16 protein-coding genes are annotated in these 15,566 nt (G+C 69.1%); 6 read left to right on the top strand and 10 right to left on the bottom strand.

The window, feature by feature from the left end; all coding sequences use genetic code 11:
* The first annotated feature begins 6 nt into the window (after positions 1-6).
* Positions 7-1,218 (top strand): MFS transporter, encoded by a 1,212-nt coding sequence (locus DI573_RS02055; RefSeq protein WP_292810107.1) that lies wholly within the window; start codon positions 7-9, stop codon positions 1,216-1,218.
* A gap of 17 nt (positions 1,219-1,235) precedes the next feature.
* On the opposite strand, the gene DI573_RS02050 is transcribed toward DI573_RS02055, so the two are convergent.
* The 10 genes from DI573_RS02050 to DI573_RS02005 form a co-directional block, all read right to left on the bottom strand.
* Positions 1,236-1,640 carry a glucose-6-phosphate dehydrogenase gene (locus tag DI573_RS02050; RefSeq protein WP_292810105.1) on the bottom strand — a complete coding sequence of 135 codons (405 nt, stop codon included), beginning with the start codon at positions 1,638-1,640 and terminating at the stop codon, positions 1,236-1,238.
* 60 nt (positions 1,641-1,700) lie between these two features.
* On the bottom strand, positions 1,701-2,624 hold the full coding sequence (locus DI573_RS02045) for a sugar phosphate isomerase/epimerase family protein (protein ID WP_292810103.1): 924 nt from the start codon (positions 2,622-2,624) through the stop codon (positions 1,701-1,703).
* 9 nt (positions 2,625-2,633) lie between these two features.
* Positions 2,634-3,413 carry an SDR family oxidoreductase gene (locus tag DI573_RS02040; protein WP_292810101.1) on the bottom strand — a complete coding sequence of 260 codons (780 nt, stop codon included), beginning with the start codon at positions 3,411-3,413 and terminating at the stop codon, positions 2,634-2,636.
* Between the two features lie 81 nt (positions 3,414-3,494).
* Positions 3,495-4,481, bottom strand: coding sequence for a sugar ABC transporter substrate-binding protein (locus DI573_RS02035; protein ID WP_292810099.1), 987 nt, complete (start codon positions 4,479-4,481; stop codon positions 3,495-3,497).
* 84 nt (positions 4,482-4,565) lie between these two features.
* Positions 4,566-5,441 carry an ABC transporter permease gene (locus DI573_RS02030; RefSeq protein WP_292810097.1) on the bottom strand — a complete coding sequence of 292 codons (876 nt, stop codon included), beginning with the start codon at positions 5,439-5,441 and terminating at the stop codon, positions 4,566-4,568.
* Complete coding sequence (locus DI573_RS02025; RefSeq protein ID WP_292810095.1) at positions 5,438-6,970, bottom strand: sugar ABC transporter ATP-binding protein; 1,533 nt, start codon at positions 6,968-6,970, stop codon at positions 5,438-5,440. Before DI573_RS02025 ends, DI573_RS02030 begins: the two co-directional genes overlap by 4 nt.
* Positions 6,967-7,524 carry a zinc-binding dehydrogenase gene (locus DI573_RS02020; protein ID WP_292810093.1) on the bottom strand — a complete coding sequence of 186 codons (558 nt, stop codon included), beginning with the start codon at positions 7,522-7,524 and terminating at the stop codon, positions 6,967-6,969. Before DI573_RS02020 ends, DI573_RS02025 begins: the two co-directional genes overlap by 4 nt.
* Complete coding sequence (locus tag DI573_RS02015; protein ID WP_292810091.1) at positions 7,524-7,970, bottom strand: alcohol dehydrogenase catalytic domain-containing protein; 447 nt, start codon at positions 7,968-7,970, stop codon at positions 7,524-7,526. The genes DI573_RS02020 and DI573_RS02015 overlap by 1 nt, the downstream gene beginning before the upstream one ends.
* A gap of 31 nt (positions 7,971-8,001) precedes the next feature.
* Positions 8,002-8,961 (bottom strand): transketolase C-terminal domain-containing protein, encoded by a 960-nt coding sequence (locus DI573_RS02010; RefSeq protein ID WP_292810089.1) that lies wholly within the window; start codon positions 8,959-8,961, stop codon positions 8,002-8,004.
* Positions 8,961-9,836, bottom strand: a complete 876-nt coding sequence (locus tag DI573_RS02005; protein WP_292810087.1) for a transketolase — start codon at positions 9,834-9,836, stop codon at positions 8,961-8,963. Before DI573_RS02005 ends, DI573_RS02010 begins: the two co-directional genes overlap by 1 nt.
* 318 nt (positions 9,837-10,154) lie before the next feature.
* On the opposite strand from DI573_RS02005, the gene DI573_RS02000 reads away from it, so the two are divergent.
* From DI573_RS02000 to DI573_RS01980, 5 genes are all read left to right on the top strand, one after another.
* Complete coding sequence (locus DI573_RS02000) at positions 10,155-11,651, top strand: aldehyde dehydrogenase family protein (RefSeq protein ID WP_292810086.1); 1,497 nt, start codon at positions 10,155-10,157, stop codon at positions 11,649-11,651.
* A 97-nt stretch (positions 11,652-11,748) separates the two neighbouring features.
* Positions 11,749-12,300, top strand: a complete 552-nt coding sequence (locus tag DI573_RS01995; RefSeq protein ID WP_292810084.1) for a MarR family winged helix-turn-helix transcriptional regulator — start codon at positions 11,749-11,751, stop codon at positions 12,298-12,300.
* Positions 12,301-12,545: 245 nt separating this feature from the next.
* Positions 12,546-13,352, top strand: coding sequence for a methylenetetrahydrofolate reductase (locus DI573_RS01990; RefSeq protein ID WP_292810191.1), 807 nt, complete (start codon positions 12,546-12,548; stop codon positions 13,350-13,352).
* Positions 13,353-13,362: 10 nt separating this feature from the next.
* Entirely contained in the window at positions 13,363-14,235 is an 873-nt protein-coding gene (purU, locus tag DI573_RS01985; protein WP_292810082.1) for a formyltetrahydrofolate deformylase, read from the top strand.
* Positions 14,236-14,259: 24 nt separating this feature from the next.
* Positions 14,260-15,566, top strand: a 1,307-nt coding sequence (locus tag DI573_RS01980) for an aminomethyl transferase family protein (protein WP_292810079.1), incomplete at its 3' end; no start/stop codon positions are given.

Raw genomic sequence — 15,566 nt, 5'->3', positions numbered from 1 at the left:
GTACTCGTGACCATCACACGGGATGCTGCGGCCCCCCGCATCCTGTTGTTCGTCGCCGTGTGCCTCGTCGCCGCGAACATGCGGCCGACGATCACAGCGGTCGGGCCTCTGATCGACCAGATCGGAGGCGACACGGGACTCTCGGTCGCGGCACTCGGACTGCTCGCCGCTGTGCCGCTCACGGCGTGGGGCCTCGTGTCGCCGTTCGCCCTGCAGCTCAGCCGCCGATTCGGGATGTCGCGTGTCGTGCTCGGCTCGCTGTTCCTGCTGCTCGCCGGCACTCTCGTGCGCTCTCTCGTCACCCCGATTGCGGGACTCTGGATCGGCACGGTGCTGATCGGAGTAGCCCTGGCGATCGCCAACGTCCTGATGCCCGCCGTAGTCAAGCGGGACTTCCCACACCGCGTCCCGCTGATGCTCGGCCTCTACACCGCCCTGCTCGGCGGCGTCGGCGCCGTCGCCTCGGGTGTCGCGGTGCCGCTGTCACGGCTCGGCGATGCAGCCTCCGGATGGCGCATCGCGCTACTCGTGACAGGCGCCGCCCTGCTCCCGCTCGCGATCGGGGCGTGGGCGCTCGCGACCCGTGGTCACCACGCCGCCCACCTCGCGGCTCCCGGCGACGGACTATCGCGGCGCGGAATATGGGCCGAACCCGTGGCCTGGCTGGTCGCCTGCTACATGGGCCTTCAAGCCGCGACTTTCTACATGATGCTCACATGGCTCGCCAGCATCTCGGTGTCGATCGGACGCAGCGAGATCGCCGCGGGTTTCGACGTCATGACTTTTCAGGTTCTGACGATCGCCGGGCCGTTCGTCGTGCCCTTGCTGCTGAGGGGCCGCGCTCGTCGCTGGGTACCCGCCGCCCTGCCGGTGCTCGGCATCGCCGGTGTCATCGGTCTCATCGCGGTCCCCGCCGGCGTGACGGCGTGGGTCCTGCCGATCGGCCTGGCCTCGGGAGCGTCCCTCAGCATGGCGCTGACGCTGATGGCCGAGCGCGCCCGCGATCACGACTCGGCAGCCGCCCTCTCGGGCATGGCGCAATCGGTCGGTTACCTGGTCGCGGCGCTCGGACCCGTCATGTTCGGCTGGGTGCACACGGCGACCGGCTCCTGGATGTGGTCGCTCGTGCTGCTCGCCGTCGTGCTCATCGCCCAGGGTGTGGTCGGTCTCTTCGCGGGCCGCGACCGCCACGTGTTCGAAGCACGCGGAAGCGGCTGAGACACGCCCGCGCGCTCTCAGCCCACGCGCTCGCCGCACATACCGCAGACGCCGGTCGCGGGAATCTCGATGAAGCACGTCGGACACACCGCCGCCACCCGCTCCGGCGCCGACGCCGGTCGCGGCGTGCGTCGAGCGGCGGACGAGGAACGAGGCGCCCGCGCGGGTCGGGATGGGCCGGCCGCGGGTTCGGTCACGCGCGGCGGCTGCGGGCGGTGCTCCAGGCAGTAGAAGCGCACGACGCCCGCGTGGTTGTTGGGATGCCGATGCTTGACCGCCCAGAGCTCGGTGCGCTCGCGCGGCTCCGAGACGGGACCGCAGACGAAGCACCGGGTCGGGTCACCGGGCATGACGTCGGCGACGAGAACGGGGATGTCGTAGGCCAGGCCGTCGCGCCAGTCCGAACTCGCGGTGATCTTCACCCTCCCACGCTACCCGCGCGGGAGCTGCTTCGCGGCCCCGCCCCCGCGCACTACCGCGCGCTACCCGCCGACGCGGGACAGGCGAGCGGCGCGGCGGCCCTCGACGCTGGAGGCGAACCCGCGTCGGATGACCCGCATGGCATCGCGGGCGACGCCCACGCCGTCGACGTACGGCTGCCGCCAGATCGCCAGCATGTCGCTCGCGCCGGGCGAGAGCACCGCGCGCGAGAACGCCTCGACGCCCAGACGCCCCGTCCAGCCGGTGTCGAAGGCATGGCGCACGAGCGCCTCGATGTCGACCGCCCCACCCGACAGCATCCCGCGCCCCGACTGCCCCAGCTCGAGATAGCCCAGCCGAGGGGCCGCCGCCGTGATCGCGGCCGCCAGGTCGGCCTCCTCGACCGCCATGTGGAAGGTGTCGAGGTGGATGCGCAGGTGCTCCGAGCCCGAGAGCGCCACGAACTCCATCGCCTGCGCCGCCGTGTTCACCACGGACGTCTCATAGCGGTTGAGCACCTCGAAGGTCATCATCACGCCGCGTTCGTGGGCCTCGTCGGCGACGCGGCCCACCTCGATCGCCGCGCGCTCGAAGGCCGCCGGGTCGGTGGGCCGGGCGGGGTGCCCGAACACGCCGTACGGCACGCCGTTCATCTGGTCGCCGCGCAGAGCGACCGTCAGATCGAGCGCCGCACGCAGCATCGCCGCGCCGGCCGCGCGCTCGTCGGGGTCGGCCGAGGACACGTCCGCCCCCGGGGCCTGTCCGGCGATCGTGATCGGGTGCACATCGTGGGCGGCGAACAGGTTCGCAAGGCCCGCGGCATCCGTCGCCTGCGGATCGAGCGGGGGCAGCACCACGCGGCGGTAGCCCGCCTCGACCAGAGCCCCCAGCGCTGCGGGAAGGAGATCCGAGGATGCTGCGGCCAGCAGCACGTTGAGGTGACAGGCGACATCGAGGTCGGCGCCGTCGGAATCGAGCGTCGTCATCGGGTCACCTCAGAACACCGGCAGATCGAGTCGCTTCTTGAAGACGGAGTAGCCGTCGTCGACGTGCACGACCGTGCCGTTGATGACGTTCGCCTCGTCGGAGGCGAGGAAGGCGACGACATCCGCGATCTCGGACGGCTCGGTCATGGTGCCGCGCAGCTGCTCCGAGGCGAAGGTCGCCTTCAGATCGTCCGAGAACTGATTGATGATCGCGGTGCCCACACGACCCGGGGTGATCGCGACCGCGCGCGTGCCGTACTGCGCGAGCTCGTACGCCGCCGAGCGTGTGAACGAGATGACGGCCGCCTTGGCGGCGCTGTAGGTGAAGGAGAGCTCGGCCGCCTGCTCTCCGTAGATGGAGGACGTGCTGATGATGACGCCGCCCCCGCCCTGCGCGCGGAACTGACGGCCGGCGGCGAGGATGCCGTAGTAGACGCCGTCCTGGTCGACGCGGATCATCGGTGCGTAGTCGACCGCGGGATCATGCTCGAGCAGCGGTTTGCCGCCCGCGATCCCCGCATTGTTGAAGATGACATCGAGGCGGCCGAATGCCTCCACCGCGTGGGCCACGGCCGCCTCGACCTCGGCGAAGACGGCGACATCGACTCCCGCCGACGACGCGCTGCCGGGCGTGGTCTCGTTCAGCTGGGCGGCGACGGCCGCGGCTCGGTCGGCGTTGATGTCGGCGACGACGACCCTGGCCCCCTCGGCCACGAACTTCTCGACGGTCGCGAGGCCGATGCCGCTGGCACCGCCCGTGATGAGGGCGACCTTGTCCTTGAGGCGCATGATTCTCCTTCGACGCGTCGGTGCCGACGCGGGGTGGTGGTGACCGGGGAGGCGGAGCGCCCCGCCTCCCCGGTGCGGGGCTCAGCCCAGCTGGTCGGACGGCGTGATGGTCGCCGCGTTGTCGATGGTCACGAGCGTCGTGTCGACCGCCTCGTAGTTGGGGTCGGGCATGGTGCCGCTCTCCTGGAAGGCGACGATCTGCTCGAGGACCGAGTCGAGGATCATGGGCCAGGGCTGCTCGATCGTCGCGAGGAAGGCGCCGCCCGCCTCGATGCCGGCGATCGCCTCGCTGGTGGCGTCGACGCCCGTCACCTTGGCGTCCGCGCCGGCCTCGGTGATCGCCTGCGCGGCACCCAGCGCCGCGTCGTCCCAGCCGACCCACACGCCGTCGAGGCCGCCCGGGTTCGCGGTGAGGAAGTCCTGCACCAGGGCGAGCGCCTCGGTGCGGCCGGTCGCCGGTGAGGCCACCTTCTGGATCGAGCCGCCCGCGATCGTCGCGCCGGCCTCGATCAGGCTCTCCTCCGCGAGGCCCGCGCGCAGGCGGATGCCGGGGTGCGGGTCGTGCCCGATGACCATGATCGTCTTGCCGTCGAGTCCGCCCAGCGCCTCATCGAGCGCCCCGACCGTCTGATCGACGATGCCCTGCTGGTCGGTCGTGATGTTCACCGCGAACGCGTCGGTCGGCTCGGTCGCGGCATCCATCGCGAACATCGGGATGCCGGCATCCTTGGCCGCGGTGACGATCGAGCCGATCGAGGCCACGTCCGTGTACCCGTTGAAGATCGCGTCGGCGCCCTGGCCGATGGCGCTCTCCACGGCGGGGTTCATCTTCTGGAAGTCGAAGTCGCCCTGGATCATCGTCAGATCCCAGCCGAGCTCCTCGGCCTGCTCCTCGACGGCCTTGACCCACCAGGCCCCGATCGGAGTCTGGTTGCCCGAGGTGAACGCGATGACCTTGAAGGGGTCGTCGCCTCCGCCGGCGTCGTCGCCGGATCCCGTCGAGCATCCGGTCAATGCCAGTGTCGCCACGGCGGCCGCAGCCACCATCGCCTTGAATGACGTACGCACTTGTCCACTCCTTTGTTGCAGTTGCGTGTTTTCCTGGTGCCCGGGCACACGTGGGGGGCGCCCGGTGGGAGGGGTGCCGGGCGGCTACCGCTCCCGGTTCTTGAACGACGACAGGGTCACGGCGGCGATGATGATCAGGCCCGTCACGACCTGCTGCACGTACGCGTTGACGCCGAGGATGTTCAGCCCGTTGCTCATGACGCCGATGATCGCGACGCCCACCATCGTGCCGACGATGTTCGCGGCGCCCGAGCGGATGACCGTCATGCCGAGGAAGACCGCGGCGACGGAGAAGAGCAGGTTGTCCTCGCCCTGCACCGCGCTCGCGCTGCCGAGCCGGGCGGCGAGCAGGATGCCACCGATCGCCGACACCATCCCCGCGACGGTGAAGGCGGTGAGCCGCGCGACCCGCACGTTGACACCCGACAGACGCGACACCTCCGCGTTGCCGCCCGTGGCGTACCAGCGCCGGCCGAGGGTCGTGTAGCGGAGCACGAACCACAGCACGAGCGAGATCGCGATGGCGAAGAAGACCGGCAGCGGGATCTCGAGGAAGCGGCCCTGGCCGAGCACGTTGAACTCGGCGGGGAGGTTGAAGAGGGTCGTGCCGTTGGTGACGAGGAATGCCAGGCCCGTGACCGAGGTCAGCGTCGCGAGCGTCGCCACGAACGCCGACAGGTTCAGGTACGCCACCAACAGGCCGTTGGCCAGACCGATGAGCGTGCCGACGATGATGGCGATCAGGATGGCGAGCGCCACGGGCATCCCCCCGAGCATGAGGGATGCCGCGACCGCCCCCGCGAGCGCTGATGTCGCCGCGACCGACAGGTCGAACGGCGGACGGTCTCGGCCAGGGCGAGGTCGCCGGTGTAGACGTCGTGGTCCACCAGCGGCGGCGGCTGGTTGGTCACCTGGTGCGTCGGCGGCATCCTCCAGTCCGGGGTTGCGTGTGGTGGTCATCGGTCGGCCTTTCCGTAGCAGTACGACAGCAGCAGCTCTTCGTCCGCGTCCTCCGCGCGGACCTCGCCGGAGATCCGGCCCTCGTGCATGATCAGCACGCGATCGCTCATGCCCATGAGCTCGGGCAGCTCGGAGCTGACGGCGATCACCGTCGTGCCCTGGGCGACGAGCTGCCTGATCAGTCGATAGATCTCGGCTTTCGTGCCGACGTCGATTCCGCGGGTGGGTTCGTCGAGCAGGAGCACGGCGGGGTTGCGGGCGAGCATCTTGGCCAGCACGACCTTCTGCTGGTTGCCGCCCGACAGCTCGCCCACATACTGCCCGGCGCCGCGCGCCTTGATCTGGAGGTCGGCCATGCCCTTGCGGACGATGTCCGAGATGCGCGCACCCGAGACCACGCCCGCAGAGCTCACGGCGGGGATGTTGGCGAGGGCGATGTTGTCGCGGATCGACATGCCGAGGATCACTCCTTGAGCGCGCCGCTCCTCGGGCACGAGCGCGATCCCCGCCTCGAGCGCTCTGCCCACGCCGGGCGAGAGCGGCAGCGTCGCGCCGTCGACGGTGACCGTTCCGCCCTTGTGCTTCTGCGCACCGGCGAGGATGCGCAGAAGCTCGCTGCGGCCGGAGCCGGCGAGTCCCCCGATCCCGAGCACCTCGCCGCGGTGGGCCACGAACGACACGTGCCTCACGCGGCGCCCATCCAGCCCCTCGACGACGAGTGCGACATCCTCCGTGGCGGTCGTGCGCTCGGGATACAGCTCACCGCCGGCGCGGCCGACCATCAGCGAGATCACCTCGTCGATGTGGGAGTCGGCGACGTCCTTGGTCACGATCGTCTCGCCGTTGCGCATGATCGTGAGCCGGTCGCACAGCTCGAAGACCTCCTCGAGCCGGTGCGAGACGTAGAGGATCGCAACCCCCTCGTCCCGCAGGCGGCGCAGCACGGCGAAGAGCTCCGTGATCTCGACATCGGTGAGAGAGGCGGTGGGTTCGTCGAGGATGAGCACGCGGGCATCGGTGGCGAGCGCGCGGGCGAAGGCCACCATCGTCTGCTGCACGGGGGAGAGTTCGCCGGCGAGCTTGCCGAGCGGGATCCGCTGCCGGATGCGCTCCAGCTGCGCCTTCGCGCGGCGACGCAGCGCGCGCCACTGCACGATGCCGCCTCGGCGCGGGGTCTGCTCGCCGAGGAGGATGTTCTCGGCGACGCTCAAGGACGGGATGATCGACAGCTCCTGGTAAAGCGCGACGATGCCCGCGCGGTTGGCGACCCGGACGTTGGCGAACTCCACGCTCTCGCCGTCGCGCCAGAGTGTCCCGGCATCCGGCGCGTACAGTCCCGTCACGACCTTGATCAGCGTCGACTTGCCGGCCCCGTTCTCGCCGAGCAGTGCGTGGATCTCACCCGGCAGCACCGACAGGCCGGCGCCGCTGAGCGCGTGCACACCGTCGAACCGCTTGACGATGTCGCGGGCCTCGAGCGCCGGCACAGCCGGGGCGATCGCGGGCGACGGTTCGGTCGCGGCGCTCATGCCAGACCTCCCCCCGCGAACACCTCGTCGACAGCATCCGCCGTCGACGCCGAATCGTGGATGCCGTCCTCCAGCCGGTTGCAGCGGATCAAGACCTTGGGGTGTGCGCCGCTGACGTGCACCGCAAAGGCCTCGGTGGCGTCGTCGAGGTCGAACACGGCGGCGGTCAGCTCGTCGACGGCGAGGTGCGGGAGGATCTGCAGCGCTCGGGGAAAGGCGTAGGGCGAGACGAACACGCCGGTGAGAGTCAGCTCTTTCAGGTACAGGTGGTCCGAGAGGTTGAGCGGCATCTCGAAATCGTGGGGATACATCGCTCCGTAGATCACGGTCGCCCCCTTGGCCGCGATGTCGAGCAGCCCGCGCACGGCGCGCGTGGACCCCGAGGCGTCGATGACGATGTCGTACCCGCGCCCGCCGGTGATCTCTTCGGAGCGCGCGCGTTGGTCCTCGCCGACGGGGTCGATGACATGCTCGGCGCCGTGCCGGCGCGCCATGTCGCGACGGGCGGCGATCGGCTCGATCATCGTGAGGCTCGTCGCGCCGTTCATCCTCATCAGGTGCGCAGCGAGACCTCGTCGGGCAGCCGGTAGACCTGGGACTCGTGCCAGGTGACGGTCTCGGCCATGCCGGGCCGGTTGTAGTCCTGGATGTGCTCGCAGAACTGCTGCCTGCCCTCCTGGCAGGGACGGCACGTGCCGCAGAAGCGCAGGAAGTTGCCGGCCACGCGGTCGCCGATCCGCAGCCCGTTGCGGTGCGCGCGCTCACCGAGCGCCTCCACGACGCCCGACAGCTCGTGTCCGAGCCCGATCGGCACGTCGGTGCCGAAGAAACCCTCCGCGAGGTGCGGGTCGGATCCGCAGATCGCCGAGTACGCGACGCGGATGCGCACGTCCTCGGGCCCGAGCGGCTGGTCGGGGAAGTCCACGACGCCGATCCGGCCGCGCCGGGTCTCGTCGGGATCGCGCAGGCTGCCGATCTTGGTGACGGCTACTGTTCTCATTCGTCTCTCCGTTGAGCGCGGGGCAGGAAGCTCAGGCCGCGATGACCCGGCGCAGGGCGGCGACCGTCGCGGCGAGCCCGTACCCGTGCTTGTCGCGCAGCTGCTCGTCCTCGCCGAAGCCCGCGTACACCTGAGGGATGCCGAGGCGTTCGAACGCCTCCAGCCGGACCCCGCGGTCGGCGACGACGTCGGCGACGCGCGAGGCGAGGCCGCCGTAGGCGAGGTGGTCCTCCAGCACGACGAACCGCCCGCCGGTCTCCGCTGCCGAGCGCACGATGAGCTCCTCGTCGATCGGCTTGAGGGTGAACATGTCGACGACGCGGATGCTGCGACCGTCCTTCGCGAGCTCGTCGGCCGCATCGAGGGCCTGCGCCACGACCGTGCCGTGCGTGAAGATCGTCGCGTCGGTGCCCTCGCGTGCGACGATGCCCTTGCCGATGCGCACCTCGTGCTGACCGGGCTCGTAGAGCACCTTGTCCTTCTTGCCGACGGCGAGGCGGATGTAGATCGGCCCGCTCATCGCCATCGACTGTCGGATGATCTCCCCCACCATGAGCGGGTCGCCGATCGAGGTGACCGTCATGTTCGTCAGTGCGCACATCAGCGCGAGATCCTCGACCGCGTAGTGCGTGGACCCGCCGTTGCCCACCAGACCGCCGTGCGTGCCGATGATCTTCACGGGCAGGTTGGGGTAGCAGACATCGGTGCGCACCTGCTCGAGGGCCCGCATGGAGAGGAAGGGCAGCATCCCCGACACGACGGGGATGTTGCCGTCGTAGGCGAGGCCGGCGGCGATACCGACGCAGGCCTGCTCGGACAGGCCGACGTCGAGGAAGCGCTCGGGGTACGTGTCGCGGAACTCGACGAGGGTCGCCCCGATGTCGGGGGTGAGGACCCAGAGGTTCTCGTGTTCTTCGCCGAGCTCGGCGAGCGTGGTGCCGATGACGGACCGCGCGCCGAGGAAGTCTCCGAAGGTGAAGGTGACGGGCATCAGAGGGACTCCTTCTCTCGCGTGGCGTTCAACGCCGCCATCGCTCGTTCGAGATCGGCGGCGCCGAGCGAGCCGGCGTGCCAGGCGAGGTTGTGCTCCATGAAGTCGACACCCTTGCCCTTGATCGTCTCGGCGACGATCACGGTCGGCTTGTCGCTGTCGGTCGCCGGCAGCCCGTCGATCGCGGAGACGAGCGCGCCCATGTCGTGGCCGTCGATGTGGACGACGTTCCAGCCGAAGGCCGCCCACTTGTCGGTGTAGGGCTCGAGCGTGACGCGCTCCTCATCGAAGCTCGTCATCAGCTGCCGATTGCGGTCGATGACGGCCACGAGGTTGCCCAGCCTGTTCGAGCTCGCGGCGAGCGCGGCCTCCCAGACCGATCCCTCCCCGGTCTCGCCGTCGCCCATGAGGGTGACCACGCGGTGGGTCTCGCCGCGCCCGCGCGCGCTCAGCGCCATCCCGACGGCGAGGGGCAGACCGTGCCCGAGCGAGCCCGTCGAGGCCTCGACACCCGGCAGCTGCACCTTGCACGGGTGCATGCCGTAGGCGGAGTCGAGCTGCCCGTAGGTGTCGACGATGCCGTCGTAGGAGAAGAATCCGCGCATCGCCATCGCGATGTACATGCAGACCGCGGCGTGGCCCTTGCTCAGCACGAACCGGTCGCGCGCCGGGTTGGCGATGTCGCTCGGGTCGACCTCGAGCCCGTAGTGGAACAGCGCCGTCAGGATGTCGGCCGACGACAGGTCGCCGCCGATGTGCACGGCCCCCTCGTAGGTGCCGCACAGGTGCAGCAGCTTCGCGCGCAGCTCGAATGCCAGCTCCTCGAGCTCGGCCACGCTGTGTCGCTCGCCCGCGTGCAGGGTCTGCGTACTCATCACATGCCTCCTCATTGAATGACACGGATGTCGAATCCGGCGCTGTGCGCACCGGTCGACGTCGTCGTCGTCCGCCCCGCGGGGCGTCTCGGTGGTGCGACCGTAGCACGGTCCTATTTACAAGTAAACAGGAATGCTTCTAAACTTGTTTACCGACGCAGATAGGTATCTTCTGGGGTCAGCGACGACCGGAGACACAGGGATTCTTCCTGTTGCGACGGCGTCGCGAGCCGGTGTGTCCGAGATCCGGGACACACGGGTGCAGGTGCTTCGGCATCGGCGAGAATCAAGACACACACAGAGAGGTGGAATGTCGAAATGAGCGAGACCGTCACGGCCGCGGGAGTGCGGACCGGTTTGTTCATCGGGGGTGAGGAGCGGTTCACGGACGACGTGCTGTCGATCGCCGATCCCGCAAAACCCGGTGTCGTGGTGGGCGAGGCCGCGGCCGCGTCGACCGAGGATGTCGCCGACGCCGTCGCCGCCGCGAACGCGGCGTTCCCGGCGTGGAGCGCCCTCACCCCGCAGGAGCGCGCGGCCGCCATGGCCGAGGCGATCGCGGGCATCGCCGACGAACGCGGCGACGACGCCGCGATCCTGTCGCAGGAGAACGGAAAGATCGCGTTCGAGGGTTTCATCGACGCCCTCGTGTTCGAGATCCGCTGGAATCTCGCCCTCATGCACGCCGACGAGGTCGATGCCACCAAGACCCTGCCGGTCGTTCCCCGGCACATCCCGGTCTCGACCGAGGTGGCCTACCAGCCCCTCGGCGTGGTCACCGTCATCGTCCCGTTCAACTGGCCGATCGCCATCCTCGGGGCATCCCTTCCGCACGCGCTGCTCGCGGGCAATACCGCGATCGTCAAGCCGCCGCCCTCGGCGCCCCTGGCCACGACGCGCGTCGTCCAGCGCGTCGCCGCGAAGCTTCCGCCGGGCGTGCTGAACGTCGTCACGGGGCGCGACGAGAACATGGCGGGTCTCATCCAGAACCCCGACATCGCGAAGGTGTGCTTCACGGGATCGGTGAACGGCGGCAAGCGCATCATGGAGATGGCCTCGAAGACGCTCACGCGCGTGACCCTTGAGCTCGGCGGCAACGACGCGGCGGTGTTCCTCGATGACGCGATCCTCGACGACGCGCACCTCGACCGCCTGTTTGCGGCGATCTACGACACGACGGGCCAGATCTGCATGAACGCCAAGCGCGTCTTCGTGCATCGCTCGCGGCTCGACGAGCTGGTTGCAGGCCTTGCGGCCCGCCTCGAGAAGGTGAAGATCGGCTACGGCCTCGACGAGGGCACGACGATGGGCCCCCTGCACCAGGCGGCGCAGAAGGCCTTCGTCGAGGAGATCATCCAGGAGGCGAAGGATGCCGGAGCCGACGTGCGCGAGTACGGCGAGCTTCCGGGCGGCGACCTCGCGGGCGGCAACTTCCTGCGTCCCGCACTCGTCGTCGATCCCGACCCGCAGCTGCGCGTGGTCACGCAGGAGCAGTTCGGCCCCGTCATCCCCCTCATCCCGTTCGACACCGAGGAGGAAGCCGTCCGGCTCGCGAACGACACCTGGGGAGGACTGTGCGGTTCGGTGTGGACCGCATCGCCCGAGGCGGCGCAGCGCGTGGGCTCGCAGCTGGTCTGCGGCTACGTCTGGGTCAACGACCACGGCGCCACCCGTCTCGACCTTCGCGCGCCGTTCGGCGGTATGAAGCAGTCGGGCATCGGCCGCGAGCAGGGCATCGAGGGCATCCGCGCGTTCCAGGACACCCGGTCGATCGCCACGATCGACCCCGAGGCGCTGGCCGCCATGGCGCACTGACCGCGCCGTCCACTCGGACCCATACGCGGGATCCGGCCGCCGCTGCGGTCGGATCCCGCGTTCGTCTGGCACACTCGATCGAACGGAGGGGAGCAGCATGGCCGGAAGCACACCGACACGCGCCACCTCGCAGGACGACGACATCGTCACCGAGCCCCTCGGAGAGATCATCGACCCGGAGAATTTCACCCCGCGCCTGCTCGCCCTGCTCTCGAACGCCCTGGTGTGGCGCGAGTCGCACGAGCTGAGGCGGCGATTCCGACTCGGCACCAACGACTGGCGGGTGATCTCCGTGCTCGCCCTGCGGCCGGGCTCCTCGGCCACCGAGGTGTCGGAGTTCATCGGGGTGAACAAGGCGGTCGTCTCCAAGAGCGTCACCACCCTGCAGGCCCGCGGGCTGATCCGTCTCGTCGAGGGCCCTCGCGGCTCGCGCCCCATGTTCCTCACCCCCTCGGGCGCTCAGATGCATCACGACATGCTCCCGATCTCGATGAGCGGCCAGCACCTCATCCACGAGGGACTCGACCCCGAGCACATCCAACAGCTGAACGCGCTGCTGCGACGCATGATCGAGCAGGTGCGCGATGCGCCGGCCGATGTCGTCATCGAGGCCCCGGCGACGACGGGCACGCCCACCGCCGGGCGCTGAACTCCCGCTGAGTCGAAGCGGCCCGGTGCCCGCACGAACTGCGCGCGAGACTGGAGATCACCCTGTTCGGCGCGTTTCCGCTTTACCTATGGACATTCCCTATGGCGATAGGTAAAGTGCCTCTCGGAGGCGCAGAGAAGCGCACCGACTGAGAGCGGAAAGGACCACGATCAGTGTCGAAACCCACCCGCGTGCCCGTCGACAAGGCGGCCGCCCTCCAGCTCGTGAGCGACTTCTCGCTCGAGATGACCGGCAAGGATGTGCCGGGGCTCCTCGAGGCGACGCACGCGATCCCCGCGGGGACCAAGATCAACGTCACGTTCCTCGGCAACGAAGACCTCGACATGCGCGTCACCGCCTCCAAAGCGGTGCTCGAGGCCGGCTTCATCCCGGTGCCGCACATCTCGGCCCGCCGCCTGGCCTCGCAGGACCAGCTCGAGGAGTTCCTCGGGCGGCTGCAGGAGGTCGGCGCGACCGAGCACGTCTTCGCCGTCGGCGGCGATCCCGCGGAGCCCGAGGGGCCCTACCCCGACTCGCTCTCGGTGATCCGCTCGGGTCTGCTGCAGAAGTACGGCGTGCGCGAGGTCTCCATCGCGGGGTACCCCGAGGGCCACCCCGACATCTCGAGCGAGGTGCTGTGGCGCCACCTCGAAGACAAATCGGCAGCCCTCGAAGAGCAGGGTTTGGATGCTGTCATCCTCACCCAGTTCGCCTTCGACACCGACCCCGTCATGGCCTGGATCGATCAGGTCCGTGCGCGCGGGATCAACACCCAGATCCGCATCGGAACCCCGGGCCCCGCGGGCATCAAGCGGCTGCTGGGCTTCGCCCGCCGCTTCGGCATCGGCGCGAACGCGATGATCGTGAAGAAGTACGGCTTCTCGCTGACCAACCTCATGGGCACCGCGGGACCCGATCAGTTCGTCACCGACCTGGCCGGCCTGCTGGCGCAGGATGCGTCGTCAGGAAGTGTCAAACTGCATTTCTATACATTCGGCGGGCTGCTCGCCACTTCGGAGTGGGCCAGGCAGTACGCCGCCGCTCAGTCCTGAGGAGCCTCCGATGACCCTGCACAACGATGCCCTGCGCGACCACGCCTGCCTGATCGTGCACGGTCCCGACAAGCCCGGGATCGTCGCGGCCGTGTCGGCGCTGATCACCCGCAACAAGGGCAACATCGTCCAGCTCGATCAGTACTCCGACAACGCCGACGGCGGCGCCTTCTTCCAGCGTGTCGTCTTCCACCGTGCCGACCTGGCCGCCGCGATGCCCGACATCGAGGTCGACCTGGTCCAGACCGTGGGCGCGATGGGCCTGGAGTGGCAGCTCACCGACCAGTCGGTGCCCAAGCGCATGGCGATCCTCGCCTCGACGTCCGACCACTGCCTGCTCGAGCTGCTGTGGCGTCACCGCCGCGGCGAGCTGCCGGTGACGATCCCGATGGTGATCTCCAACCACACCAACGTCGCCGAGGACGTCCGCTCCTTCGGTGTGCCGTTCTTCCACGTGCCCTCGCAGGGGCCCGACAAGAGCGCGGCGGAGGCGCGGATCCTCGAGCTGGTGCAGGGCAACGTCGACTTCGTCGTGCTCGCCCGCTACATGCAGATCATCTCCGAGGGCTTCCTCGACGAGGTCGGCGTCCCGGTCATCAACATCCACCACTCCTTCCTCCCCGCCTTCATCGGGGCAGCCCCGTACCGCAAGGCGAAGGAGCGCGGGGTCAAGCTCATCGGCGCGACCTCGCACTACGTGACGAAGGACCTGGACGAGGGACCGATCATCGAGCAGGACGTCGCCCGCGTCGACCACTCGATGTCTGCCGCCGACCTGCAGGCCCGCGGGGCGTACGTCGAGCGCGCGGTGCTCTCGCGCGCCGTGCAGTGGCACGCCGAGGACCGGGTCATCCGGCACGGCAACCACACCATCGTCTTCTGACCACACCAAACAGAGAGGTTCATCGTGGCACCCAAGAATCTGCAGGAAGTCATCGACCAGGCGGGCTCACCCGTCGAGCTTCTGCGCAACTCGCAGATCGGCTCGTACATCTACCCCGTCGTTCCCGCCGACTTCCAGAACTGGATCAAGGAGCAGAAGGCGTGGCGCGACACCGCGGTGCTCTACGACCAGTCGCACCACATGGACAACGTCTTCCTCCGGGGCTCCGACGCCATCAGGCTGATCTCGGACACCGCGATCAACTCGGTGGCGAACTTCGCGGTCAACAAGGCCAAGCAGTACGTTCCCACGACGGCATCCGGGCACGTCATCGGTGACGGCATCCTGTTCCGCGAGGCCGAGGACGAGTACGTCTACGTCGGCCGCGCGCCCGCGTCGAACTGGCTGATGTTCCACGGCGAGACGGGTGGATACCAGAACCTCGAGATCGAGGTCGACCGCCGCTCCCCCTCGCGCCCGTACGGCGACGCCGTCTCGCGCAGGTATTACCGCTTCCAGATCCAGGGCCCCAACGCCTGGGCCGTCATCGAGAAGCTCAACGGCGGGCCGCTCGAGAAGCTCGGCTTCTTCAACATGTCGACGATGCAGATCGCCGGGATGAACGTGCGGACGCTGCGCCACGGCATGGCGGGCGCTCCCGGCCTCGAGATCTGGGGCCCTTACGCCGACCACCACCGGATCCGCGACCTCATCGTCGAGGCGGGCGTCGAGTTCGGCCTGGTGCCGGTGGGGTCCCGGGCCTACCCGTCGAACACCCTCGAGTCGGGCTGGATCCCCTCGCCGCTGCCCGCCATCTACACCGGCGCCGAAGAGCAGGCCTACCGCGAGTGGCTGCCCGCCGACAGCTACGAGGCGACCGGCACTCTCGCCGGCTCGTTCGTGTCAGACAACATCGAGGACTACTACCTCACCCCGTGGGAGCTCGGCTACGGCTCGTTCGTGAAGTTCGACCACGACTTCATCGGCCGCGACGCACTCGAGAAGGTGGACCCGTCCTCGCAGCGCAAGAAGGTCACGCTCGCGTGGGATGCCGAGGACCTCGGCAAGGTGTGGACGTCGCTGCTGAACGTCGATGGCCCGAACTACAAGTTCTTCGACCTGCCGCTGGCCAACTACGGCTCCGCGAACTACGACTCGGTCGTGGATGCGGACGGCACCGTCGTCGGACTCTCGATGTTCACCGGCTACAGCGCGAACGAGCGTCGCGGCCTGTCGCTCGGCGTCGTCGACCATGACGTGCCCGAGGGCACCGAGCTCAAGGTCGTCTGGGGCGAGCCGAACGGCGGCACCTCGAAGGCGTCCGTCGAGCC

The organism is Microbacterium sp. (assembly GCF_003248605.1).
Classification (GTDB): Bacteria; Actinomycetota; Actinomycetes; order Actinomycetales; family Microbacteriaceae; genus Microbacterium.
The sequence above is the reverse complement of the archived record's forward strand: the minus strand, read 5'-3'. Positions and strand labels throughout refer to the sequence as shown.